This is a genomic window from Pseudomonas sp. 86_A, from assembly GCF_017491705.1.
Taxonomy (GTDB): domain Bacteria; phylum Pseudomonadota; class Gammaproteobacteria; order Pseudomonadales; family Pseudomonadaceae; genus Aquipseudomonas; species Aquipseudomonas koreensis.
In genome coordinates this window covers 57,498-83,043 of sequence record NZ_JAFGYS010000002.1, presented here as the reverse complement: position 1 = coordinate 83,043, position 25,546 = coordinate 57,498, and the positions used below count along the sequence as shown (strand labels likewise).

The following is a 25,546-nucleotide window of genomic DNA, read 5'->3' as shown; positions in this document are numbered from 1 at the left end:
TTCTGTGTGTTGCTGATATTCGGTGCGCGAATGCCGATAGTGTTTCTGCGGTCTTCCGCTTATCGTGCTGGCAATCTGTCCATCTTCTGGAGTTTGCCCATGAGCGAAGCCCACGCCGCCCTGATCACCCGCTTCTACCAGGCCTTCCAGCGCCTCGACGCCGAGGCCATGGCCGCCTGCTACACCGACGACGTGGTGTTCAGCGATCCGGCATTCGGCGAGTTGCGCGGGCGGGATGCCGGCGACATGTGGCGCATGCTGACCACCCGCGCCAAGGATTTCTCCCTGACCTTCGACAATGTTCGCGCCGACGAGCGCAGCGGTGGTGCGCACTGGGTGGCGACGTATCTGTTCAGCCAGACCGGCAACGTGGTGATCAACGATATCCAGGCGCGATTCGTGTTCCGTGACGGCAAGATCTGCGAGCACCACGACCACTTCGACCTGTGGCGCTGGTCGCGTCAGGCCCTGGGTTTCAAAGGCTTGCTGCTGGGCTGGACGCCACTGGTGCGCAACGCTGTCCGTGCGCAGGCGCTGAAGGGACTGAAGGCATTTCAGGCCGGTCGCTGATAAGATCGCGTCCTGTTTCCTACACATCCTGATCCTGAAGTGACCAGCCTTAGCGAAAAATCTGTCGACGTTGCCGAACCGGTGTGCAAGTCCTGGTTCGTCTACCTCGTGCGCGCGGCCAACGGTTCGCTGTATTGCGGGATCAGCGACGACCCGGTGCGCCGTTTCGCCAAGCATCAGAGCGGCAAAGGCGCACGCTTCTTTCTGTCCAGCCCGGCGATGGCACTGGTCTACACCGAGCGCTGCCGCGACAAGAGCGATGCCTTGCGCCAGGAACGCTTGATCAAGAAGCTGCGCAAGAGCGCCAAGGAATGCCTGGTGGCGTCTTATCAATCTGACTGATTGGTTCCCATCAGCCAGATCTGTAGGCTGCTAAGCAAATGCACGCTAAGCTGCCGGCTCACTAATTGAGCGGCGGAGCCGAGCATGTCCGAGTTGATCCTGCATCATTACCCGACCTCTCCATTTGCCGAAAAGGCCCGCCTGCTGCTGGGCTTCAAAGGCCTGTCCTGGCGCTCGGTGCACATCTCGCCGGTGATGCCGAAGCCGGATCTGACGGCCCTGACCGGCGGCTATCGCAAGACCCCGGTGCTGCAGATCGGTGCCGACATCTACTGCGACACATCGTTGATCGCCCGTCGTCTGGAGCAGGAAAAAGCCCTGCCGGCGTTTTTCCCCGAAGGTCAGGAAATGACCAGCGCCAGCTTCGCGGCGTGGGCCGATTCGGTGGTGTTCCAGCATGCGGTCAGCCTGGTGTTCCAGCCGGAGTCGGTGGCGGTGCGTTTTGGCAAATTGCCGCCGGAAGCGATCAAGGCGTTCATTGCCGACCGTGCCGGTCTGTTCAGTGGCGGCAGCGCCACCCGGCTGTCGGCCGAACAGGCCAAGCATCAATGGCCAACGATCATGGCGCGCCTGGAGCAACAGTTGCAGCGCGAGCAGGGCGACTTCCTGTTTGGTGAGCCGTCGATTGCCGACTTCGCGCTGGCGCATCCATTGTGGTTCCTCAAAGCCACCCACGTGACCGCACCGCTGGTGGATGAGTATCCGGCTGTTTCGGCCTGGTTGGGTCGTGTGCTGGGCTTTGGCCACGGTGCGGCGAGCGAGATGACCTCGGACGAGGCGTTGGCGGTTGCGCGTAACGCGACACCGGCGGCCTTGCCGAATGAGCAGTTCGTTGACCCGAACGGCTTCAAGGCCGGCCAGCAGGTGGCGATTGCCGCGACGGATTACGGGGTTGATCCGGTGGTGGGCGAGCTGCTGTTTGCCGGCCGCGAAGAGCTGATCCTGCGCCGTGAAGACGAGCGTGGCGGTGTGGTGCATGTGCACTTCCCGCGCTTTGGTTTCCGCATCGAAGCCAAGTAACGGTTACACACAACATCCTGTGGCGAGGGAGCTTGCTCCCGCTCGACTGCGCAGCAGTCGCAAAATATGCGAACGCGCGCTCGCCCTGAAAAGCGGGGGCCGCTTCGCAGCCCAGCGGGAGCAAGCTCCCTCGCCACAGGTGTGTGTGCTATTTCAGGGCAGCGAGAATTTCGTCCGGGTCGAATCCACGAATCAATGTGCCATTCACGTCGATCAACGGAATCCCGCGCCCGCCCAGTGCCTCATACGCCTTGCGCGCCTCGGCATCCTTCTCGATGTCGAATTCCTTGAAGGGAATCCCCTTGCTGTCGAGAAAACGTTTGGTCTGCTTGCAGTAGCCGCACCAGTCAGTGGCGTACAGCACAACACGGGCCTGGGCCCGCGTCTGCTCAGAGACCATTTGCGACGGATTGAATACCCGCTCGATCTTGCCCCAGTTCTGATAGATCACCACCACCAGCAGAACCAGCGCGACCTTCTTCAGCACATTGCCCAGCATCAGTTGCGGCGCTTGAGCTGATCGGTGAGCGAGGTCGGCAGGCCCTTGATGATCAGGGTGCCGGCTTCTTCGTCATACTCGATCTTCGAGCCCAGCAGGTGCGCTTCAAAGCTGATCGACAGGCCTTCGGCGCGGCCGGTAAAGCGGCGGAACTGGTTGAGCGTGCGTTTGTCCGCCGGAATCTCCGGCGACAGGCCGTAATCCTTGTTGCGGATGTGGTCGTAGAAGGCTTTCGGGCGCTCTTCGTCGATCAGTTCCGACAGCTCTTCCAGGCCCATCGGCTCGCCCAGTTTGGCCTGGCTGCTGGCGTAATCCACCAGGGTCTTGGTTTTCTCGCGGGCCGAGTCTTCCGGCAGGTCTTCGCTTTCGACGAAATCGCTGAAGGCCTTGAGCAGGGTGCGGGTCTCGCCCGGGCCGTCGACGCCTTCCTGGCAGCCGATGAAGTCGCGGAAGTATTCCGAGACTTTCTTGCCGTTCTTGCCTTTGATGAACGAGATGTACTGCTTGGACTGCTTGTTGTTCTGCCACTCGGACACGTTGATCCGCGCCGCCAGGTGCAGTTGGCCGAGGTCGAGGTGGCGCGACGGGGTCACGTCCAGCTCGTCGGTCACCGCCACGCCCTCGCTGTGGTGCAGTAGGGCGATCGCCAGGTAATCGGTCATGCCTTGCTGGTAGTGGGCGAACAGCACGTGGCCGCCCACTGACAGGTTCGACTCTTCCATCAGCTTTTGCAGATGCTCCACCGCGACTTTGCTGAACGCCGCGAAGTCCTTGCCGCCGTCCATGTATTCCTTCAGCCAGCCGCTGAACGGGAACGCGCCGGACTCCGGATGGAACAGGCCCCAGGCTTTGCCCTGTTTGGCGTTATAGCTTTCGTTGAGGTCGGCGAGCATGTTCTCGATGGCCGCGGACTCAGCCAGTTCGGAGTCACGGGCGTGCAGAACTGCGGGCGTGCCGTCGGGTTTTTTGTCGATCAGGTGGACGATGCAATGACGGATCGGCATGGGCTTCTCGGCTGGTGGAAGGGAGGAGGGCAGGCTCCCCCGAAAAAGCGCCCAGTGTACCGCAACCACTGGTTTTGGCGCGGGGTGAAGGGCAAATCCGGGGCGGGTGGCGGCCCTTATGCAGTTTTTTACCGATTTAGAGCAATAAACCTGACCAAATGGGTAGCTAGAGGCGGATATTTCCCCGTCTCTGTGCTAGTTTTGCCCGGTCTTACGCGAAGTCACTGCGTTAAGCGTGCATTCAGCATTTGTCAGGTCGAACCAAACCCTGATTTCGGCATCTATAACCCCGACTCGTCGTGGTTATCGCCGAGGGTGCCAGATCCAGAAGATCGGGCTCGATGGCTGACACTGCACTCTGCAATCCATATGAATTTGATAGGGAAGGAACACTACATGGCTCTTACTAAAGACCAACTGATCGCTGACATCGCTGAAGCTATCGACGCGCCGAAAACCACCGCGCGTAACGCTCTGGACCAACTGGGCCAAATCGTTGCTGATCAGCTGGAAAATGGCGGCGAAATCACCTTGCCAGGTATCGGCAAGCTGAAAGTGACCGAGCGTCCTGCCCGCACTGGCCGTAACCCTTCGACTGGCGCTGCCATCGAAATCCCTGCCAAGAAAGTGATCAAGCTGGTTGTGGCCAAAGGCCTGACCGACGCTGTGAACAAGTAAGACGCAGCGATAAAAAACCGTGCACCGGAGCGATCCGGGCACGGTTTTTTTGTGCCTGCGATTTGGCGAGGAGTTGAGCCGCCCTGTAGGAGCTGTCGAGTGAAACGAGGCTGCGATCTTTTGATCTTGTTCTTAAGGATCAAGATAAAAAGATCGCAGCGTGCCGCAGCTCCTACAGCTTCGCCGGTGCAGGCGTTAGCGCGTCCAGCGCTCGCGACGCCAGATCTGCTGTTCGGACTTGGTCTGGAAGGTCCACGCCACGAAGCGGCTCTGCTTCTGCCCTTGCGACATCTCCACCACCTGGCTTTCCAGCACGCCGGCCTTCTTCAGCGCGGTTTCGATGGCAGGCAGGTTCGAGGCTTTCGACACCAGCGTGCTGAACCACAGCACCTTGTGCTGGAAGTTCGCGCTCTCGGCGATCAGTTGTGTCACGAAACGGGCTTCGCCACCCTCACACCACAGCTCGGCCGACTGACCGCCGAAGTTCAGCACCGGCAGTTTGCGTTTCGGATCGGCTTTACCCAGTGCGCGCCATTTGCGCTCGCTGCCCTTGGTCGCCTCTTCCATCGAAGCGTGGAACGGCGGGTTGCACATGGTCAGGTCAAAGCGTTCACCCGGCTCCAGCAAGCCAATCAGGATGTGCTTGCGGTTTTCCTGCTGGCGCAGCTTGATGACCTTGCTCAAGTCGTTGGACTGGACGATGGCCCTGGCCGCTGCCACGGCCGTCGGGTCGATTTCCGAGCCGAGGAAGTGCCAGCGGTATTCGCTGTTGCCGATCAGCGGGTAGACGCAGTTGGCGCCCATGCCGATGTCCAGCACATTGACGATCGCGCCACGCGGGACCTTGCCGTCGTTCATGCTCGCCAGCAGGTCGGCGAGGAAGTGCACGTAATCGGCACGGCCCGGCACCGGTGGGCACAGATAATCTGCCGGGATGTCCCAATGTTCGATGCCATAGAACGACTTGAGCAGCGCCCGGTTGAACACGCGCACCGCATCGGGGCTGGCGAAGTCGATGCTTTCCTTGCCGTACGGGTTGGTGATCACGAACTTCGCCAGTTCCGGCGTGGTCTTGATCAGCGCCGGGAAGTCATAGCGACCCTGGTGGCGATTGCGCGGGTGCAGGCTGGCCTTTTCACGCGGCTCGACGGCTTTGGCCGGGGTCGCGACATCAGGCTTCTTGCGCGCAGGTTTGGGTGTGCGGGGGGCGTTCATGGGTGTGATCGATTCGGGTATGGCTGAAAGTGGCGGGTATTGTCCCACATCCGGCCGCTGTGAACCCTATTCCCTGTAGGAGCTGCCGCAGGCTGCGATCTTTTGACTTTGATTTTTAAAAACAACATCAAAAGATCGCAGCCTGCGGCAACTCCTACAGGGGAAAAATGTGGCAGGAACAAAAAAGGGAGGCCGTTGCGGGCCTCCCTTTTTCATTGCGGCTTGCCCTTACAGGCTGGAAATCCGCGCGTGCTGCTCGGCCAGCTTACCCAAAGCCTGTTCAGCCTCGGCCAGTTTGGCGCGTTCCTTCTCGATGACTTCGGCCGGAGCCTTGTCAACGAAGCCGGCGTTCGACAGCTTGCCGCCCACCCGCTGGACTTCGCCCTGCAGACGCAGGATTTCCTTGTCCAGACGGGCCAGCTCGGCGCCCTTGTCGATCAGACCGGCCATTGGCACCAGCACTTCCATCTCGCCCACCAGCGCGGTCGCGGACAGTGGCGCTTCTTCGCCGGCCGCCAGCACGGTGATCGATTCCAGACGCGCCAGCTTCTTCAGCAGCGCTTCGTTCTCGGTCAGGCGACGCTGATCTTCAGCGCTGACGTTTTTCAGGTAGATCGGCAGCGGTTTGCCCGGGCCGATGTTCATTTCGCCACGGATGTTGCGCGTGCCGAGCATCAGGCCCTTGAGCCATTCGATGTCGTCTTCGGCCGCCGGATCGATGCGCTCTTCGTTGGCCACCGGCCAAGGTTGCAGCATGATCGTCTTACCCTGAATACCGGCCAGCGGCGCGATGCGCTGCCAGATTTCTTCAGTGATGAACGGCATGAACGGATGCGCCAGGCGCAGCGCCACTTCCAGTACGCGAACCAGCGTGCGACGGGTGCCGCGCTGACGTTCAACCGGCGCGTTCTCGTCCCACAGCACGGGCTTGGACAGTTCCAGGTACCAGTCGCAGTATTGGTTCCAGATGAACTCGTACAGCGCTTGCGCGGCGAGGTCGAAACGGAATTGATCCAGTTGGCGGGTCACTTCGGCTTCGGTGCGTTGCAGCTGCGAGATGATCCAGCGATCCGCCAGCGACAGCTCGTAGGCTTCGCCGTTCTGGCCGCAGTCTTCGCCCTTGTCCAGAACATAACGCGCGGCGTTCCAGATCTTGTTGCAGAAGTTGCGATAGCCTTCGACGCGGCCCATGTCGAACTTGATGTCGCGACCGGTGGAAGCCAGCGAGCAGAAAGTGAAGCGCAGGGCGTCGGTACCGTAGCTGGCGATGCCGTCGGCGAACTCGTCGCGGGTCTGCTTCTCGATCTTCTTCGCCAGTTTCGGCTGCATCATGCCGGAGGTGCGCTTCTGCACCAATTCTTCCAGCTCGATACCGTCGATGATGTCCAGCGGGTCAAGGACGTTGCCCTTGGACTTGGACATCTTCTGGCCCTGGCCATCACGCACCAGGCCGTGCACGTAAACGGTCTTGAACGGCACCTGCGGGGTGCCGTCCTCGTTCTTGATCAGGTGCATCGTCAACATGATCATCCGGGCAACCCAGAAGAAAATGATGTCGAAACCGGTGACCAGCACGTCGGTGGAGTGGAATTTCTTCAGGAATTCGGTCTTTTCCGGCCAGCCGAGGGTGGAGAAGGTCCACAGCCCCGAACTGAACCAGGTGTCGAGCACGTCGTTGTCCTGCTGCAGCGCAACGTCCGGACCGAGGTTGTGCTTGGCACGCACTTCGGCTTCGTCGCGACCGACGTAGACCTTGCCCGACTCGTCGTACCAGGCCGGAATCCGGTGGCCCCACCACAACTGACGGCTGATGCACCAATCCTGGATGTCGCGCATCCACGAGAAGTACATGTTTTCGTACTGCTTGGGCACGAACTGGATACGGCCGTCTTCAACGGCAGCAATCGCCGGTTCAGCCAATGGTTTGGTCGACACGTACCACTGGTCGGTCAGCCACGGCTCGATGACGGTGCCGGAGCGGTCGCCTTTCGGCACTTTCAGGTTGTGATCGTCGACGCTGACCAACAGGCCGGCGGCGTCGAACGCAGCGACGATCTGCTTGCGCGCTTCGAAGCGCTCGAGACCGGCGTATTCAGCCGGGATCTTGCCGTCGACGCTGTCGTTCAGCGTGCCGTCGAGGTTGAACACCTGCGCCGCAGGCAGCACGTTGGCGTTCTTGTCGAAGATGTTCAGCAGCGGCAGGTTATGACGCTTGCCGACTTCGTAGTCGTTGAAATCGTGGGCCGGGGTGATTTTCACGCAGCCGGTGCCGAATTCCGGGTCGCAGTAATCGTCGGCGATGATCGGGATGCGGCGGCCGACCAGTGGCAGCTCGACAAACTTGCCGATCAGCGCTTTGTAGCGCTCGTCGTTCGGGTTAACGGCCACGGCGGAGTCGCCGAGCATGGTTTCCGGACGGGTGGTCGCGACGATCAGGAAATCGTTGCCTTCAGCGGTTTTCGCGCCGTCGGCCAGCGGGTATTTCAGGTTCCACAGGAAGCCTTTCTCGTCGTGGTTTTCCACTTCGAGGTCGGAAATCGCCGTGTGCAGCTTGGTGTCCCAGTTGACCAGGCGCTTGCCGCGATAGATCAGACCGTCTTCGTGCAGGCGTACGAAGGCTTCTTTAACCGCTTCCGAGAGGCCGTCGTCCATGGTGAAGCGCTCGCGGCTCCAGTCCACGGACGAACCGAGACGGCGGATCTGCCGGCTGATGTTGCCGCCGGACTGATCCTTCCATTCCCAGACTTTCTCGAGGAATTTCTCGCGGCCCAGGTCGTGACGGTTCTGGCCGGTGGCTTCCAGCTGACGCTCCACCAGCATCTGCGTGGCGATACCGGCATGGTCGGTGCCCGGCTGCCACAGGGTGTTGCGACCTTGCATGCGGCGGAAACGGATCAGGGCGTCCATGATCGCGTTGTTGAAACCGTGACCCATGTGCAGGCTGCCGGTGACGTTCGGCGGCGGGATCATGATGGTGTAGGAATCGCCCGCGCCTTGCGGTGCGAAATAGTTCTCGGACTCCCAGGTGTTGTACCAGGAAGTTTCAATGGCGTGCGGCTGGTAGGTCTTATCCATGCGCGGCGGGACCCTATTGGCATTTATTCAGGAAAAGCCGGGAAGTATAGCGGGGCATGGGGCCGAGGGCGAGCGGGACGGGCCGGATGGGGATCTAAATGTGATCGCGAACTCTGTGGCGAGGGAGCTTGCTCCCGCTCGGCTGCGCAGCAGCCGTAACCACTGCCACGCAAGCTTCGCGGACAAAACACTGTTGAATGGTTTTGGGGGCGCTTCGCGCCCCGGCGGGAGCAAGCTCCCTCGCCACAAAAAATGCCTGGGGCCGGTTTATTCGTACTGGCTGAGCAACCGTTCCATGCGCGCGTCGAGGCGGCGTTTGATTTCGGTTTCGATGTGCGGCGCGAAGTCGTCGATCACGTCTTGCATGATCAATTGCGCGGCGGCGCGCAGTTCGCGGTCCAGGTGCAGCAGGGCGTCCGGGCCTTTATCCACAGGTGCAGCAACAGGTGCGGGGGTCGGCGCGGCTGGCGGTTCGATGGCGGGCGGCGTGGCGTCGACGGCCTCGAACAGCATCGGAATCTGTTCCTGTTCACCCTCATCGACCGTGTCGGTCAGCAGGGGCGGTTGCAGGTTGTCATCGCCGAGCAGTTGGCGGATCGATTCGAGATCGTCCAACAGATGCGCGGGCTTTTGCAGCGGTTTTGGAGTGTCCATCGGCGTACTCAGAGTCGCTGTAAACGGTGATCTTGCAGAGGATAGCCCTGTTCGCGGTAGAAACGGAAACTCTCCCGTGCCGCCGCACGAATCGTCGGATCTTCCACCACCACTTCCGCCACACGGGCGAATTTGCTGGCGAAGGCCGGGACTTTCAGGTCGAGATTGACCAGCAGATCCTGATGCGCGCCACAGTCAGCGCCCACCCCCAGCACGATCAAACCGTCCGGTTCGCTGTCGGCAGGGCCGTGAGGCACGAAGGTTTCGCCCTTGAACGCCCACAGGCGTGCATCGAGGTCGTCACGCTGGGCAACATCGCTGCAATGCAGGTAGATGCGGTGGCCCATGCGCCAGGCTTTCTCGGTGAGTTTGCAGGCAAAGTCCAGCCGGGCCGAAGGGTCGGCGCTGGGCAGGATATAGAAGTCGACTTTGGTCATTGCGGTTCCTGAGCCTTGAACGGCATCACCGCAAAGTGACGCCGCTCAGGTTCATCGGTTTCAGGCTTTGGCGCGGTCCAGCAGGTATTGGGTCAACAGTGGGACCGGACGGCCAGTGGCGCCCTTGTCCTTGCCGCCGCTGGTCCATGCGGTGCCCGCGATGTCCAGGTGCGCCCAGTTGAGGTTCTTGGTGAAGCGCGACAGGAAGCACGCGGCGGTGATGGTGCCGGCCTTTGGTCCGCCAATGTTGGCGATGTCGGCGAACGGGCTGTCCAGTTGCTCCTGGTATTCGTCGAACAGCGGCAGTTGCCAGGCGCGGTCGTCAGCAGCCTTGCCGGCGCTGAGCAGTTGCTCGATCAGTTCGTCATTGTTGCCCAGCAGGCCGGAAGTGTGTGCACCCAGTGCCACGACGCAGGCGCCGGTCAGGGTGGCGATGTCGATCACCGCTTGCGGCTTGAAGCGCTCGGAGTAGGTCAGGGCGTCGCACAGCACCAGACGGCCTTCGGCGTCGGTGTTGAGGATTTCCACGGTCTGGCCGCTCATGGTGGTGACGATGTCGCCCGGACGCGAAGCGGTGCCGCTCGGCATGTTTTCGGCGCAGGCGAGGATGCACACCAGGTTGATCGGCAGCTTCAGCTCAAGCACGGCACGCAGAGTACCGAACACGCTGGCGGCGCCGCCCATGTCGTATTTCATCTCGTCCATGCCGGCGCCCGGTTTCAGGCTGATGCCGCCGGTGTCGAAGGTGATGCCCTTGCCGACCAGCGCGTAAGGCTTCTCGGACTTCTTGCCGCCGTTGTATTGCATGACGATCAGGCGTGGCGGTTGGGCGCTGCCCTGGCCCACGGCGTAGAACGAGCCCATGCCCAGGGATTTGATCTTCTTCTCGTCGAGGACTTCGACTTTCAGATCCTTGAACTCTTTGCCGAGGTTCTTCGCCTGTTCGCCGAGGTACGTCGGGTGGCAGATGTTCGGCGGCAGGTTGCCCAGGGTGCGGGTGAAGGCCATGCCGTTGGCGATTGCCGTGGCGTGGTTCACGGCGCGCTGTACTTCGGCCTGAGCGGCCTTGATGGTCAGCAGGGTGATTTTTTTCAGGGCGCGCGGTTCGGCTTTCTGGCTCTTGAACTGGTCGAAGGTGTATTCGCCGTCTACCAGGGTTTCGGCCAGCAGGCGGGTCTTGCCGTAGCTGTCGCGGTTTTTGACGATGATTTCATCCAGCGCCAGCACGGCGTCGCTGCCGCCCAGGCCCTTCAGGGTGTTGAGGATGCCGGCAACGATTTTGCGGAACGGACGGTCGCCCAGTTCTTCATCCTTGCCCACGCCGACCAGCAGCACGCGCTCGGCCTTGAGGTTCGGCAGGCTGTGCAGCAGCAGGCTTTGACCGACCTTGCCGGCCAGGTCGCCACGCTTGAGCACGGCGCTGATCGCGCCCCCGCTCAGCTCGTCGACCTGTTTGGCGGCGACGCCGAGTTTGCGGCCTTCGCCGACGGCAACCACCAGGGTGGCGGTTTTCAACGTTTCTGGGCTAACGCTTTTTACAACCAGTTCCATGTCCGGATCCCTGAATGAATGGTCAACACACAGGCGTTCGACGGTGTCCGCAGTCGCCTGCTTATAGATAGAAGAGACGCAGGCCAGTGCCCGCGACAAAGGCCGCAGTTTGAACCTCGCTCCCTGCGCCTGACAACCCTCGGCGGCACGATCTTCAACCGATTACACGCTTGGGTGAGTGTGCGCAGTGACAGGCGCCCTCAATCACAGGATAATGCCGCATCTTTTTTCGACGGCTCTGCCTTGCGGGTCGCTCGAAACGTTTGCTTGTTTGGCCGCCTTAGCCTGACAACCCTGGAGTGTCTGGTTTGATCGTCTTCCGTTATCTGTCCCGTGAAGTGATGTTGACCCTGAGCGCCGTCAGCGCCGTGCTGCTGGTCATCATCATGAGCGGTCGCTTCATCAAATACCTTGCCCAGGCCGCTGCGGGCCAACTCGATCCGGGATCGCTGTTCCTGATCATGGGTTACCGTCTGCCGGGTTTCATGCAGCTGATCCTGCCGCTGGGCCTGTTTCTCGGGATCCTGCTGGCGTACGGCCGGTTGTACCTCGAAAGCGAAATGACCGTGCTCTCGGCCACCGGCATGAGTCAGCAGCGTCTGCTGCGCATGACTCTGTTTCCGGCGACGCTGGTGGCACTGGTGGTGGCGTGGTTGAGCCTGAGCCTGGCCCCGCAGGGCGCCAATCAGTTCCAGCTGTTGCTGAACAAGCAGGACGCCCTGACCGAGTTCGATACCCTCGAGCCCGGCCGTTTCCAGGCGCTGCGTGATGGCACCCGGGTGACCTACACCGAGACCCTGACCGACGATCGCGTCAACCTCGGCGGCGTGTTCATCTCGCAGAAGAACCTGGGTGCCAATCAGAAGGACCGCGGGATTTCCGTGCTGGTGGCCGAGAAGGGCCGTCAGGAGATCCACCCGGACGGCAACCGCTACCTGATCCTGCACAATGGCTATCGTTATGACGGCAGCCCGGGTCAGGCCGATTACCGCGCAATCAAATACGAAACCTACGGCGTATTGCTGCCCAAGCCCGATGCCAGCGACGAAGTCACCGACCGCGACGCGATGCCGACCTCGACTCTGCTGAGCAACGACGACGAGCGTTCCAAGGCTGAACTGCAATGGCGTCTTTCGCTGCCGTTGCTGGTGTTCATCGTGACCCTGATGGCGGTGCCGCTGTCGCGGGTTAACCCGCGTCAAGGGCGTTTCCTGAAGCTGCTGCCGGCGATTCTTCTTTATATGGCTTACCTGACCATCCTGATTGCCGCCCGCGGCGCCCTTGAAAAAGGCAAAATCCCGCCGGCCCTCGGCTTGTGGTGGGTGCACGGGATCTTCCTGGTCATCGGTCTCGGCCTGCTGTACTGGGAGCCGCTGCGCCTGAAGCTGGCCAGCCGTCGCAGCGCTGCGCTGGAGGTGGCCCGTGGTTAAACTCGACCGCTATATCGGCAGCAGCGTATTCGTGGCGATCATCGCCGTGCTGGCGATCATTCTGGGTCTGGCGACCCTGTTTGCCTTCATCGACGAGATGAGCGACGTCAGCGATACCTACACGCTGACCGATGTGCTGAGCTTCGTCATGCTCACCGCGCCGCGTCGTCTCTATGAAATGCTGCCGATGGCCGCGCTGATCGGCTGCCTGATCGGCCTTGGCAGTCTGGCCAGCAGCAGTGAGCTGACCGTCATGCGTGCGGCGGGTGTGTCCATCGGGCGCATCGTCTGGGCGGTCATGAAGCCGATGCTGGTGCTGATGCTGGCCGGTGTGCTGATCGGCGAGTACGTGGCCCCGGCCACCGAAAGCATGGCCCAGGCCAATCGCTCGCTGGCACAGGGCAGCGGCGACGCGCAAAGCGCCAAGCACGGCATGTGGCACCGTCAGGGTGAGGAGTTCATCCACATCAACGCCGTGCAGCCCGACGGCCTGTTGTATGGCGTGACTCGCTATCACTTTGACAAGGAGCGCCATCTGCTCAGCTCCAGCTTCGCCAAGCGTGCAGAATTCGACGGCAAGCGCTGGCTGCTCACCGACGTGACCACCACGGTGTTTCACGAGCGCAGCACGGAAGTGCTGAACGCGCCGAGCGAGGAGTGGGACGTGTCGCTGAGCCCGCAACTGCTCAACACCGTGGTGATGGCGCCTGAGTCGCTGTCGATTTCCGGTCTGTGGGGCTACATCCACTATCTGGCGGACCAGGGGCTGAGCAACGGTCGCTACTGGCTGGCATTTTGGGTCAAGGTGTTGCAACCGCTGGTCACCGCCGCGCTGGTGCTGATGGCGATCTCCTTCATCTTCGGTCCGTTGCGCTCGGTGACCCTCGGTCAGCGGGTGTTCACCGGTGTGCTGGTGGGCTTCACCTTCCGCATCGTTCAGGATCTGCTCGGCCCATCGAGCCTGGTGTTCGGCTTCTCGCCACTGTTCGCGGTGCTGGTACCGGCCACGGTGTGTGCGCTGGCCGGGGTCTGGTTGCTGCGACGGGCCGGCTGATGGCCGCGTTGTTGCCAGCGCTTTAACCTCGAAAACGCCTCGGTCGACAGATCGGGGCGTTTTCGTATGCAATCCGGGTGACAGGTGAACGTGACGCTTGCGCCGTGTATCAGGTACAATTCCCGGCTATTTTTCGGCGGGCCAAGCCTGCAGCCTTTTTGAGTGTTGATCCGTGAGTGATTTGAGTCATATCCGCAATTTCTCCATCATCGCCCACATTGACCATGGCAAGTCGACGCTGGCTGACCGTTTCATCCAGATGTGCGGTGGCCTGGCCGAGCGTGAAATGGAAGCCCAGGTACTGGATTCCATGGATCTGGAGCGCGAACGCGGGATCACCATCAAGGCCCACAGCGTTACTCTCTATTACAAAGCCAAAGATGGCGTCACCTACCAGCTGAACTTCATTGACACCCCGGGCCACGTCGACTTCACCTATGAAGTCAGCCGTTCCCTGGCCGCGTGTGAAGGTGCGTTGCTGGTGGTCGATGCCGGTCAGGGTGTTGAAGCCCAGTCCGTGGCCAACTGCTACACCGCGATCGAGCAGGGCCTCGAGGTCATGCCGGTGCTGAACAAGATCGACCTGCCACAGGCCGAGCCGGACCGCGTCAAGGACGAGATCGAGAAGATCATCGGCATCGACGCCACCGACGCCGTTACCTGCAGTGCCAAGACCGGCCTGGGTGTCGACGAAGTGCTCGAGCGTCTGGTCGCGACCATTCCCGCGCCAACCGGCAACATCGAAGATCCGCTGCAAGCGTTGATCATCGACTCCTGGTTCGACAACTACCTGGGCGTTGTCTCCCTGGTGCGCGTGCGTCATGGCCGCGTGAGGAAGGGCGACAAGATCCTGGTGAAATCCACCGGCAAGATCCACCTGGTCGACAGCGTCGGTGTGTTCAACCCGAAACACACCGCCACCGCAGACCTCAAGGCCGGCGAAGTGGGCTTCATCATCGCCAGCATCAAGGACATTCACGGTGCACCGGTGGGTGACACCCTGACCCTGAGTTCGACGCCGGATGTCCCGGTACTGCCGGGCTTCAAACGCATCCAGCCACAGGTTTACGCCGGTCTGTTCCCGGTCAGCTCCGACGACTTCGAGGACTTCCGCGAAGCGCTGCAGAAACTGACCCTGAACGACTCGTCGCTGCAGTACACCCCGGAAAGCTCCGACGCCTTGGGCTTCGGCTTCCGTTGCGGGTTCCTCGGCATGCTGCACATGGAGATCATCCAGGAGCGCCTGGAGCGCGAATACGACCTGGACCTGATCACCACCGCGCCAACGGTAATTTTCGAGCTGGTGCTGAAAACCGGTGAAACGATTTACGTCGACAACCCATCCAAGCTTCCGGATGTGTCGGCCATCGAAGACATGCGCGAACCGATCGTGCGTGCCAACATCCTGGTTCCGCAGGAACACCTGGGCAACGTCATCACCCTGTGCATCGAGAAACGCGGTGTGCAGGTCGACATGCTGTTCCTCGGCAATCAGGTGCAGGTCACTTACGACCTGCCGATGAACGAAGTGGTCCTGGACTTCTTCGACCGTCTCAAATCCACCAGCCGCGGCTATGCTTCGCTGGATTACCATTTCGATCGTTACCAATCGGCTAATCTGGTGAAACTGGACGTGCTGATCAACGGTGACAAGGTCGACGCCCTGGCGTTGATCGTGCACCGCGACAATTCGCACTTCAAAGGTCGCCAGTTGACCGAGAAGATGAAAGAACTGATTCCTCGTCAGATGTTCGACGTGGCGATCCAGGCGGCCATTGGCGGTCAGATCGTTGCCCGGACAACCGTCAAGGCACTCAGAAAGAACGTATTGGCCAAATGCTACGGCGGTGACGTAAGCCGTAAGAAAAAACTGTTGGAAAAGCAGAAGGCCGGTAAGAAACGCATGAAGCAGGTCGGCAACGTGGAAATTCCACAAGAAGCCTTCCTTGCCGTGCTCAGGTTGGAATAGTCAGGTCCTATGTCACTAAATTTCCCGCTGTTGCTGGTCATCGCCGTGTTCGTCTGCGGCCTGTTGGCGTTGCTCGATCTGTTGTTCCTGGCACCGCGTCGGCGTGCTGCCATTGCCTCTTATCAAGGCAGTGTCAGCCAGCCAGAAGCCGTGGTGGTCGAGAAACTGAACAAAGAGCCGTTGCTGGTTGAATACGGCAAGTCGTTCTTTCCGGTGCTGTTCATCGTGCTGGTGCTGCGTTCGTTCCTGGTGGAACCGTTCCAGATCCCGTCCGGCTCGATGAAACCGACCCTGGACGTTGGCGACTTCATTCTGGTGAGCAAGTTTTCTTACGGGATCCGCCTGCCGGTGATCGACAAGAAAATCATCGAAGTCGGTGATCCGCAGCGCGGTGATGTGATGGTGTTCCGCTACCCAAGCGACCCGAACGTCAACTACATCAAGCGTGTAGTCGGCCTGCCGGGCGACACGGTGCGTTACACCGCTGACAAGCGTCTGTTCGTCAATGGCGAGTCGATTGCCGAGCAACTGGTCGGTTCCGAGCCGGGCACGCTGGGCAGCGCGGAGCTGTACAAGGAAAAACTCGGCGCTGCCGAACACCTGATCCGCAAGGAAATGAGCCGCTACCGCGCTACCCCGGACCATACCTGGACCGTGCCGGCCGGCCATTACTTCATGATGGGTGACAACCGCGACAACTCCAACGACAGTCGCTATTGGGATGATCCGAACATTCCCAAGGATCTGCTGGGCATGGTTCCCGACCAGAATATCGTCGGCAAAGCCTTCGCCGTCTGGATGAGCTGGCCGGAACCGAAACTCAGCCACCTGCCGAATTTCTCGCGGGTTGGCCTGATCAAGTAATCAATCACGGCGCTGTTGACCACAGCGCCGAATGCATTTCTGGAGTCGACACAAATCGGCGCCAGGGCATGAAGCCACGATATTCAGGACGTCATTTTTGAACACAGCGTTAATTGTCCCAGGCCTGCGCCGTACCCCGGCGATGGCGGTGGAATCCAGCCACGAACTCAGCGTGGGTAAACCGTGAGCGTTTCTCTAAGCCGTCTCGAGCGCCAGCTCGGTTACACCTTCAAGGATCAGGAGCTGATGCTGCTGGCCCTCACGCACCGCAGCTTTGCCGGGCGTAACAACGAACGCCTGGAATTCCTCGGCGATGCCATCCTCAACTTCGTTGCCGGCGAGGCACTGTTCGATCGCTTCCCGCTGGCCCGCGAAGGCCAGTTGTCGCGTTTGCGCGCGCGTCTGGTGAAGGGTGAGACACTGGCCGTGCTGGCCCGTGGTTTCGACCTGGGTGATTACCTGCGTCTGGGCTCGGGCGAGCTGAAAAGCGGTGGCTTCCGTCGCGAATCGATTCTGGCCGACGCCCTCGAAGCGCTGATCGGTGCGATCTACCTCGATGCCGGCATGGACGTCGCCCGCGAGCGCGTACTGGCCTGGCTGGCCGGCGAGTTCGAAGGCCTGACGCTGGTCGACACCAACAAGGACCCCAAGACCCGTCTGCAGGAACACCTGCAATCGCGCGGTTGTGAACTGCCCCGCTATGAAGTGGTGGATATTCAGGGTGAGCCGCACTGCCGTACCTTCTTCGTCGAGTGCGAAGTTGTCTTATTGAATGAAAAAAGCCGAGGTCAGGGTGTGAGCCGTCGTATTGCCGAACAGGTAGCGGCCGCCGCAGCACTGATTGCCCTGGGCGTGGAGAATGGCAATGACTGATACAAACGCAACTCGCTGTGGCTACGTTGCCATCGTCGGCCGTCCCAACGTCGGTAAGTCGACGCTGCTGAACCACATCCTTGGCCAGAAGCTGGCGATCACCTCGCGCAAGCCGCAGACCACCCGCCACAACATGCTCGGGATCAAGACCGAGGGGGACGTGCAGGCGATCTATGTCGACACCCCCGGCATGCACAAGGGTGGCGAAAAGGCCCTGAACCGCTATATGAACAAGACCGCTTCGGCGGCGTTGAAAGACGTCGACGTGGTGATCTTCGTGGTCGACCGCACCAAGTGGACCGAAGAAGACCAGATGGTCCTGGAGCGCGTGCAGTACGTGACCGGCCCGCTGATCGTCGCGCTGAACAAGACTGACCGCATCGAAGACAAGGCCGAGTTGATGCCGCACCTGTCGTGGTTGCAGGAACAGCTGCCGAACGCGCAGATCATTCCGATTTCCGCGCAGCACGGGCACAACCTCGAGGCGCTGGAAAAGGTCATCGCCGATCATCTGCCGGAGAACGATCACTTCTTCCCGGAAGACCAGATCACCGACCGCAGCAGCCGCTTCCTCGCCGCCGAACTGGTGCGCGAGAAAATCATGCGCCAGATGGGCGCCGAGCTGCCGTACCAGATCACCGTCGAAATCGAAGAGTTCAAGCAGCAGGGCAAGACCCTGCATATTCACGCGCTGATCCTCGTCGAGCGTGACGGTCAGAAGAAAATCATCATTGGCGACAAGGGCGAGCGCATCAAACGCATCGGCACCGAAGCGCGCAAGGACATGGAGCTGCTGTTCGACTCCAAGATCATGCTCAACCTGTGGGTCAAGGTGAAGGGCGGCTGGTCCGACGACGAGCGTGCACTGCGTTCGCTGGGTTACGGCGACCTGTAATTCACGGTTCTGCTTTGCGGGCGGGCTTCTGTGGCGAGGGAGCTTGCTCCCGCTCGGCTGCGAAGCAGTCGTAAAATCAGGCAGCACAGGGTGTCTGAAAAAGTTACGTCGCTGATCGTGGGGCTGCTTCGCAACCCAGCGGGAGCAAGCTCCCTCGCCACAATGGATTGGCTCCTAAAGAAGTATCTCCCAGAGATTCGGACTTCCGATGTCCTCAACCCCACCTCCCGCCCAACTCGCCTACGTCCTGCACTCTCGCGCCTATCGCGAAACCAGCGCGCTGGTCGATTTCCTCACGCCGCAAGGTCGGTTGCGGGCGGTGCTGCGCAGTGCGCGGGGCAAGGCCGGGACGCTGGCGCGGCCGTTCGTGCCGCTGGAGGTGGAGTTTCGTGGCAAGGGTGAGTTGAAGAATGTCGGGCGCATGGAAAGTGCCGGTAACGCGACGTGGATGGTCGGCGAGGCGCTGTTCAGCGGCCTCTATCTCAATGAACTGCTGATCCGTCTGCTGCCCGCCGAAGATCCGCACCCGGCGGTGTTCGAGCATTACGCCGCGACCTTGCTGGCGCTGGCCGAAGGTCGTCCGTTGGAACCGCTGCTGCGCTCCTTCGAATGGCGCCTGCTGGACGATCTCGGTTACGGCTTCTCGATGAACACCGATATCCACGGCGAGCCGGTGGCTGCGGATGGCCTCTATCGCCTGCAAGTGGATGCCGGGCTTGAGCGTGTCTACCTGCTGCAACCGGGCCTGTTCAACGGCGTTGAATTGCTGGCCATGGCCGAAGCCGACTGGACAGCCCCCGGTGCACTCTCGGCGGCCAAGCGTCTGATGCGTCAGGCACTGGCGGTTCATCTGGGCGGTCGTCCCCTCGTCAGCCGCGAGCTATTTCGCAAGCCCTGATATGCTGTGCGCCGAATCTTTCCCTTCAGGAGCGCATCCGTGACCACCAGCAATCGCATTCTTCTTGGCGTGAACATCGACCACGTCGCCACCCTGCGTCAGGCCCGTGGCACGCGCTACCCGGATCCGGTCAAGGCGGCGCTGGACGCGGAAGAGGCGGGCGCCGACGGCATCACCGTGCACCTGCGTGAAGACCGTCGGCACATTCAGGAGCGCGACGTGTTGCTGCTCAAGGATGTGCTGCAGACCCGCATGAACTTCGAAATGGGTGTCACCGAAGAAATGATGGCCTTTGCCGAGCGCATCCGTCCGGCGCACATCTGTCTGGTCCCGGAAACCCGTCAAGAGCTGACCACTGAAGGCGGTCTGGATGTGGCGGGGCAGGAAGAGCGCATCAGGGCGGCGGTCGAACGCCTGTCGAAGATCGGCAGCGAAGTGTCGTTGTTCATCGATGCCGACGAGCGTCAGATCGCCGCGTCCAAGCGCGTCGGCGCACCGGCCATCGAGTTGCACACCGGGCGTTACGCCGATGCCGAAACACCGACCGAAGTGGCTGAAGAGTTGAAGCGTGTGGCGGACGGTGTGGCGTTCGGTCTGGCCCAGGGCCTGATCGTCAATGCCGGGCATGGCTTGCACTACCACAACGTTGAAGCCGTGGCGGCGATCAAGGGCATCAACGAACTGAACATCGGCCATGCGCTGGTGGCGCATGCGTTGTTCGTCGGCTTCAAGTCGGCTGTCTCTGAAATGAAAGCGCTGATTCTGGCTGCTGCGCTCAAAGGCTAAAGATCAAAAGATCGCAGCCTTCGGCAGCTTCTACAGGTTTTTGAGTACACCCGTAGGAGCTGCCGAAGGCTGCGATCTTTTGCTTTTAGAGCGGGGCAGGTTCCTGCGCCGGTTTGGTCTTGTCGATCCCCGGCACATGCAGATTGCCTTCTGCAACCTGATCGCCTTCAAGCTGCGGCTGGGTTACCCAGGTCAGGATGTCGTAGTAGCGACGGATATTCGCCACGAAATGCACCGGCTCGCCGCCCCGGGCGTAGCCGTAGCGGGTCTTGCTGTACCACTGCTTCTGCGACAGGCGTGGCAGCATCTTCTTCACGTCCAGCCACTTGTCCGGGTTCAGGCCTTCGCGGGAAGCCAGTTTGCGTGCGTCATCGAGGTGGCCGCTGCCGACGTTGTAAGCCGCCAGGGCGAACCAGGTGCGGTCCGGCTCCTGAATCGATTCGTCGAGCTGATCCTTCATGTAGGCCAGGTATTTGGCGCCGCCCATGATGCTTTGCTTGGGATCGAGACGGTTCGATACGCCCATGGCCTGAGCCGTGTTCTGGGTCAGCATCATCAGGCCGCGCACGCCGGTCTTCGAGGTGACCGCCGGTTGCCACAGCGACTCCTGATAACCGATGGCCGCGAGCAGGCGCCAGTCGACTTTCTCTTTCTTGGCGTAGGTCTTGAAGTGCTGTTCGTATTTGGGCAGGCGCTGCTGCAAGTGCTGGGCGAAGGTGGTGGCGCCCATGTAGCCGAGGACATCGACGTGGCCGTAATAACGGTCCTTCAGGCGCTGCAGGGTGCCGTTTTTCTGCACCTTGTCGAGGTAGGCGTTGATCTCGTTGAGCAGGCTGTTGTCTTCGCCGGCGGCCACGGCCCAGCTCTGGCTGCGCGCATCGCCAAGGTCGAAGGCCACGCGGATGTTGGTGAAGTACACCTGGTTCATCGCCACTTCGTTGGAATCGACCAGCGTCAGGTCGATCTGGCCTTCATCGACCATGCGCAACAGGTCGACCACTTCAACGGCGTCGGATTCTTCGTATTCGATACCAGGAAATTTCTTTTTCAGCTCCGCCAGCTGTTCGGCGTGGGTGCTGCCCTTGAGCACCATGATTTTCTTGCCGACCAGATCACCGGGATCGGTCGGCCGCGACTGGCCGTTGCGGTAGATGATCTGCGGGGTGACTTCGAGGTAGGAGTGGGAGAACCGCACCTGCTTCTTGCGTTCTTCGCTGCTGACCAGGCCGGCCGCCGCCAGCACCGGGCCGTTCGGTTTGCCGATCTGGTCGAACAGGTCGTCGAGGTTGTCGGCCGTCTCGATCTTCAGCTCGACCCCCAAATCGTCGGCGAAGCGCTTCACCAGCTCGTATTCGAAGCCGGTTTCACCGCTGCGATCCTGAAAGTAGGTGGCGGGGCTGTTACGGGTAATCACCCGCAGCACACCATCCTCCTTTACGCGCTCGAGTGTGTTGGGTTTATCAACACAGCCACCGAGCATCAGGAAGAGTCCGGTTGCGATCAGCCATTTGGCGTACCGCGGACGCAAAGCCGTTGGGAAAAACATCTGCGCAGTATACGCAAACGGCTGCGGGCGCCATATCTCGACAGTGAAGGGCTTGTCTGCTAGAGATCACAAATCTGGCCGAAACCCCACAGGAATGGGGCTAAAGGGCATTTTGTTACAGTAAAAATAAGCCAGCGTCACAGCCCCGTTAAATCTGACTTCAAAGGCAGAAACACAGATTGATATCCGAGTGCAACCGTGCGTAGCGTTTCGGGTGATGTTGAGGGCGGTTTAGGCTAGAATGCACGGCCTCAAAGCACACCCCTTCCCGAGGCTGTCCCGAAGATGTTGATCCTGCGCGGCGCTCCTGCCCTTTCTGCCTTTCGCCACAGCAAACTCCTTGAGCAACTGAGCCAGAAGGTTCCAGCTGTCAGTGGCCTGTATGCTGAATTCGCTCACTTCGCCGAAGTCACCGGCGTCCTGACCGGCGACGAACAGCAGGTGCTTGCGCGCCTTCTGAAGTACGGCCCAAGCGTTCCGGTACAAGAGCCGACCGGTCGTCTGTTCCTGGTGTTGCCGCGTTTCGGCACCATCTCGCCATGGTCGAGCAAGGCCAGCGACATCGCCCGCAACTGCGGCCTGAGCAAGATCCAGCGCCTGGAACGTGGTATCGCGTTCTACGTGGCCGGCCAGTTCAGCGAAGCTGAAGCTCAGCAGATCGCCGACGTGCTGCATGACCGCATGACCCAGATCGTTCTGGCCAACCTGGAACAGGCCGCCGGTCTGTTCAGCCACGCCGAGCCGAAGCCGCTGACGGCGATCGACATCCTCGGCGGCGGCCGCGCCGCACTGGAAAAGGCCAACACCGAGCTGGGCCTGGCCCTGGCCGAAGACGAGATCGACTACCTGGTCAACGCCTTCAACGGTTTGAAGCGCAACCCGCACGACATCGAACTGATGATGTTCGCCCAGGCCAACTCCGAGCACTGCCGCCACAAGATCTTCAACGCCAGTTGGGATATTGACGGCGAGAGCCAGGAAAAAAGCCTGTTCGGCATGATCAAGAACACCTATCAGATGCACAACGAAGGCGTGCTGTCCGCTTATAAGGACAACGCGTCGGTGATCGTCGGCAACGTGGCCGGCCGCTTCTTCCCGGATCCGGAAACCCGCCAGTACGGCGCGGTGCAGGAACCGGTGCACATCCTGATGAAAGTCGAGACCCACAACCACCCGACCGCGATTGCCCCGTTCCCGGGCGCGTCCACCGGTTCCGGTGGCGAGATTCGCGACGAAGGTGCAACCGGTCGTGGCGCCAAGCCAAAGGCCGGCCTGACCGGTTTCACCGTGTCCAACCTGCAGATCCCGGGCTTCGAACAACCGTGGGAAGTGCCGTACGGCAAGCCTGAGCGCATCGTTACCGCGCTGGACATCATGATCGAAGGCCCGCTGGGCGGCGCCGCGTTCAACAACGAATTCGGTCGTCCGGCCCTGACTGGCTACTTCCGCACCTTCGAACAGTCGATCAGCACCCCGCACGGTGACGAAGTTCGCGGTTACCACAAGCCGATCATGTTGGCTGGCGGCATGGGCAACATCCGTGAAGAACACGTCAAGAAAGGCGAAATCGTCGTTGGCTCCAAGCTGATCGTGCTCGGCGGCCCGGCGATGCTGATCGGTCTGGGCGGCGGCGCCGCTTCTTCCATGGCCACCGGCACCAGCTCGGCGGATCTGGACTTCGCTTCCGTTCAGCGTGAAAACCCTGAAATGGAGCGTCGGTGCCAGGAAGTCATCGACCGTTGCTGGCAGCTGGGCGACAAGAACCCGATCAGCTTCATCCACGACGTGGGCGCGGGCGGTCTGTCCAACGCCTTCCCGGAACTGGTCAACGACGGCGACCGCGGTGGCCGTTTCGAACTGCGCAACATTCCAAACGACGAGCCGGGCATGGCCCCGCACGAAATCTGGTCCAACGAATCCCAGGAACGTTACGTTCTGGCGGTCGGCCCGGAAGACTTCGAGCGCTTCCAGGCGATCTGCGAACGCGAGCGTTGCCCGTTTGCCGTGGTCGGCGAAGCCACTGCCGAGCCACAACTGACCGTGACCGACAGCCACTTCGGCAACAACCCGGTGGACATGCCACTGGAAGTGTTGCTGGGCAAGGCGCCGCGCATGCACCGTTCGGTGGTTCGCGAAGCCGAGCTGGGCGATGACTTCGATCCGTCGAACCTCGACATCACTGAAAGCATCGAGCGCGTTCTGCACCACCCTGCAGTGGCGAGCAAAAGCTTCCTGATCACCATCGGCGACCGCACCATCACCGGCCTCGTGGCCCGTGACCAGATGGTGGGCCCATGGCAGGTTCCGGTGGCCGACGTTGCCGTGACCGCCACCAGTTTCGACGTCTACACCGGTGAAGCCATGGCAATGGGCGAGCGCACTCCGCTGGCTCTGCTGGACGCCCCGGCGTCGGGCCGCATGGCCATCGGCGAAACCCTGACCAACATTGCCGCTTCGCGCATCAACAAGATCTCCGACATCAAACTGTCGGCGAACTGGATGTCCGCTGCCGGCCACCCGGGTGAAGACGCACGTCTGTACGACACCGTGAAAGCGGTCGGTATGGAACTGTGCCCTGAGCTGGGCATCACCATCCCGGTGGGCAAGGACTCGATGTCCATGGCCACTCGCTGGAACGACAATGGCGAAGAAAAAACCGTGACCTCGCCGATGTCGCTGATCGTGACCGGTTTCGCGCCAGTGGCTGACATCCGTCAGACCCTGACCCCGGAACTGCGCATGGACAAGGGCACCACCGACCTGATCCTGATCGACCTCGGTCGCGGCCAGAACCGCATGGGCGCCTCGATCCTTGCCCAGGTTCACGGCAAGCTCGGCAAGCAGGCGCCGGACGTCGATGACGCCGAAGACCTCAAAGCCTTCTTCGCGGTGATCCAGGGTCTCAACGCCGACGGTCACCTGCTGGCTTACCACGACCGTTCCGACGGTGGTCTGCTGACCTCCGTGGTGGAAATGGCCTTTGCCGGCCACTGCGGTCTGAGCCTGAACCTGGACAGCGTTGCCGAAAACTCGGCAGAAATCGCCGCGATCCTGTTCAACGAAGAGCTGGGTGCCGTTATCCAGGTTCGTCAGGACGCGACGCCAGACATCCTCGCGCAGTTCAGCGCGGCCGGTCTGGGCGACTGCGTGTCGGTGATCGGTCAGCCGATCAACAATGGCCAGATCAACATCACCTTCAACGGTGACACCGTGTTCGAAGGCCAGCGTCGTCTGCTGCAACGTCAGTGGGCCGAGACCAGCTACCAGATCCAGCGTCTGCGCGATAACGCCGACTGCGCCGAGCAAGAGTTCGACGCGCTGCTGGAAGAAGACAACCCGGGCCTGAGCGTCAAGCTGAGCTTCGACGTCAACCAGGACATCGCCGCGCCTTACATCAAGAAAGGCATCCGCCCACAGGTTGCCGTGCTGCGTGAGCAGGGCGTCAACGGTCAGGTAGAAATGGCCGCCGCGTTCGACCGCGCCGGTTTCAACGCGATCGACGTGCACATGAGCGACATTCTCGCTGGCCGCGTCGACCTGAACGAGTTCAAAGGTCTGGTGGCGTGCGGTGGTTTCTCCTACGGCGACGTTCTCGGCGCCGGTGAAGGCTGGGCCAAGTCGGCGCTGTTCAACAGCCGCGCCCGCGATGCGTTCCAGGGCTTCTTCGAGCGTAACGACAGCTTCACCCTCGGCGTGTGCAACGGTTGCCAGATGATGTCCAACCTGCACGAGTTGATCCCGGGCAGCGAGTTCTGGCCGCACTTCGTGCGCAACCGCTCCGAGCAGTTCGAAGCGCGCGTGGCGATGGTGCAGATCCAGGAATCGAACTCGATCTTCCTGCAGGGCATGGCTGGTTCGCGCATGCCGATCGCCATCGCTCACGGTGAAGGCCATGCCGAGTTCTCCAGCGAAGAAGCCCTGCTGGAAGCCGATCTGTCCGGTTGCGTGGCGATGCGTTTTGTCGACAACCACGGCAAGGTCACCGAGGCCTACCCGGCCAACCCGAACGGTTCGCCGCGCGGGATCACCGGTCTCACCAGCCGTGATGGCCGTGTGACGATCATGATGCCGCACCCGGAGCGTGTGTTCCGTGCGGTGCAGAACTCGTGGCGTTCGGAAGACTGGACCGAGGATGCTCCTTGGATGCGCATGTTCCGTAATGCGCGCGTCTGGGTGAACTAAGGCC

General features: G+C 61.1%; 21 protein-coding genes. 13 read left to right on the top strand and 8 right to left on the bottom strand.

Annotation, left to right across the window (positions count from 1 at the left end; genetic code table 11):
* The first annotated feature begins 99 nt into the window (after positions 1-99).
* The 3 genes from J5M57_RS03720 (at position 100) to J5M57_RS03710 (ending at position 1,932) form a co-directional block, all read left to right on the top strand.
* Positions 100-570, top strand: coding sequence for a nuclear transport factor 2 family protein (locus J5M57_RS03720; protein WP_003221901.1), 471 nt, complete (start codon positions 100-102; stop codon positions 568-570).
* A 39-nt stretch (positions 571-609) separates the two neighbouring features.
* Positions 610-912, top strand: coding sequence for a GIY-YIG nuclease family protein (locus J5M57_RS03715; protein WP_207847430.1), 303 nt, complete (start codon positions 610-612; stop codon positions 910-912).
* A gap of 84 nt (positions 913-996) precedes the next feature.
* The gene (locus tag J5M57_RS03710) at positions 997-1,932 is read left to right on the top strand and encodes a glutathione S-transferase family protein (protein ID WP_207847428.1); all 936 of its coding nucleotides are present in this window, start codon (positions 997-999) and stop codon (positions 1,930-1,932) included.
* A gap of 148 nt (positions 1,933-2,080) precedes the next feature.
* On the opposite strand, the gene J5M57_RS03705 is transcribed toward J5M57_RS03710, so the two are convergent.
* Both J5M57_RS03705 and yejK read right to left on the bottom strand, forming a co-directional pair.
* The gene (locus J5M57_RS03705) at positions 2,081-2,431 is read right to left on the bottom strand and encodes a glutaredoxin family protein (RefSeq protein ID WP_083366937.1); all 351 of its coding nucleotides are present in this window, start codon (positions 2,429-2,431) and stop codon (positions 2,081-2,083) included.
* Positions 2,431-3,435: a nucleoid-associated protein YejK gene (gene yejK / locus J5M57_RS03700; protein ID WP_003221908.1), complete on the bottom strand. Its 1,005-nt coding sequence runs from the start codon at positions 3,433-3,435 to the stop codon at positions 2,431-2,433. The genes J5M57_RS03705 and yejK overlap by 1 nt, the downstream gene beginning before the upstream one ends.
* A gap of 396 nt (positions 3,436-3,831) precedes the next feature.
* Between yejK and J5M57_RS03695 the strand changes: the two genes are divergently transcribed.
* Complete coding sequence (locus J5M57_RS03695; protein ID WP_003221909.1) at positions 3,832-4,113, top strand: HU family DNA-binding protein; 282 nt, start codon at positions 3,832-3,834, stop codon at positions 4,111-4,113.
* A 195-nt stretch (positions 4,114-4,308) separates the two neighbouring features.
* Here the strand turns inward: J5M57_RS03695 and rlmF are convergent, their stop codons facing one another.
* The 5 genes from rlmF to J5M57_RS03670 form a co-directional block, all read right to left on the bottom strand.
* Positions 4,309-5,328, bottom strand: coding sequence for a 23S rRNA (adenine(1618)-N(6))-methyltransferase RlmF (gene rlmF, locus J5M57_RS03690; RefSeq protein ID WP_207847426.1), 1,020 nt, complete (start codon positions 5,326-5,328; stop codon positions 4,309-4,311).
* Positions 5,329-5,556: 228 nt separating this feature from the next.
* Positions 5,557-8,403 carry a valine--tRNA ligase gene (locus J5M57_RS03685; protein ID WP_207847424.1) on the bottom strand — a complete coding sequence of 949 codons (2,847 nt, stop codon included), beginning with the start codon at positions 8,401-8,403 and terminating at the stop codon, positions 5,557-5,559.
* A gap of 267 nt (positions 8,404-8,670) precedes the next feature.
* Positions 8,671-9,057, bottom strand: a complete 387-nt coding sequence (locus tag J5M57_RS03680; protein WP_207847415.1) for a DNA polymerase III subunit chi — start codon at positions 9,055-9,057, stop codon at positions 8,671-8,673.
* 8 nt (positions 9,058-9,065) lie between these two features.
* On the bottom strand, positions 9,066-9,494 hold the full coding sequence (locus J5M57_RS03675) for a DNA polymerase III subunit chi (protein WP_064586093.1): 429 nt from the start codon (positions 9,492-9,494) through the stop codon (positions 9,066-9,068).
* Positions 9,495-9,554: 60 nt separating this feature from the next.
* Positions 9,555-11,045 (bottom strand): leucyl aminopeptidase, encoded by a 1,491-nt coding sequence (locus J5M57_RS03670; protein WP_083366934.1) that lies wholly within the window; start codon positions 11,043-11,045, stop codon positions 9,555-9,557.
* Positions 11,046-11,353: 308 nt separating this feature from the next.
* On the opposite strand from J5M57_RS03670, the gene lptF reads away from it, so the two are divergent.
* The 8 genes from lptF (at position 11,354) to pdxJ (ending at position 19,814) form a co-directional block, all read left to right on the top strand.
* Positions 11,354-12,475, top strand: a complete 1,122-nt coding sequence (gene lptF, locus J5M57_RS03665; protein WP_207847413.1) for an LPS export ABC transporter permease LptF — start codon at positions 11,354-11,356, stop codon at positions 12,473-12,475.
* On the top strand, positions 12,468-13,529 hold the full coding sequence (gene lptG, locus J5M57_RS03660; RefSeq protein WP_169843177.1) for an LPS export ABC transporter permease LptG: 1,062 nt from the start codon (positions 12,468-12,470) through the stop codon (positions 13,527-13,529). Before lptF ends, lptG begins: the two co-directional genes overlap by 8 nt.
* Positions 13,530-13,701: 172 nt before the next feature.
* Positions 13,702-15,498, top strand: a complete 1,797-nt coding sequence (lepA, locus tag J5M57_RS03655; RefSeq protein WP_207847410.1) for a translation elongation factor 4 — start codon at positions 13,702-13,704, stop codon at positions 15,496-15,498.
* A gap of 9 nt (positions 15,499-15,507) precedes the next feature.
* A complete protein-coding gene (gene lepB / locus J5M57_RS03650; RefSeq protein WP_064586097.1) occupies positions 15,508-16,362 on the top strand; it encodes a signal peptidase I in 855 nt (284 codons plus the stop codon).
* 183 nt (positions 16,363-16,545) lie between these two features.
* On the top strand, positions 16,546-17,235 hold the full coding sequence (gene rnc / locus J5M57_RS03645; RefSeq protein ID WP_024011703.1) for a ribonuclease III: 690 nt from the start codon (positions 16,546-16,548) through the stop codon (positions 17,233-17,235).
* On the top strand, positions 17,228-18,130 hold the full coding sequence (gene era / locus J5M57_RS03640; RefSeq protein ID WP_064586098.1) for a GTPase Era: 903 nt from the start codon (positions 17,228-17,230) through the stop codon (positions 18,128-18,130). The genes rnc and era overlap by 8 nt, the downstream gene beginning before the upstream one ends.
* A gap of 208 nt (positions 18,131-18,338) precedes the next feature.
* Positions 18,339-19,028: a DNA repair protein RecO gene (gene recO, locus J5M57_RS03635; RefSeq protein ID WP_064586099.1), complete on the top strand. Its 690-nt coding sequence runs from the start codon at positions 18,339-18,341 to the stop codon at positions 19,026-19,028.
* A 39-nt stretch (positions 19,029-19,067) separates the two neighbouring features.
* A complete protein-coding gene (pdxJ, locus tag J5M57_RS03630) occupies positions 19,068-19,814 on the top strand; it encodes a pyridoxine 5'-phosphate synthase (RefSeq protein ID WP_065118207.1) in 747 nt (248 codons plus the stop codon).
* An 85-nt stretch (positions 19,815-19,899) separates the two neighbouring features.
* Here pdxJ and mltF read toward each other — a convergent pair whose 3' ends face one another.
* On the bottom strand, positions 19,900-21,360 hold the full coding sequence (gene mltF / locus J5M57_RS03625) for a membrane-bound lytic murein transglycosylase MltF (protein WP_082920283.1): 1,461 nt from the start codon (positions 21,358-21,360) through the stop codon (positions 19,900-19,902).
* 285 nt (positions 21,361-21,645) lie between these two features.
* Between mltF and purL the strand changes: the two genes are divergently transcribed.
* Positions 21,646-25,542 (top strand): phosphoribosylformylglycinamidine synthase, encoded by a 3,897-nt coding sequence (gene purL / locus J5M57_RS03620; protein ID WP_064586101.1) that lies wholly within the window; start codon positions 21,646-21,648, stop codon positions 25,540-25,542.
* Positions 25,543-25,546: the final 4 nt, after the last annotated feature.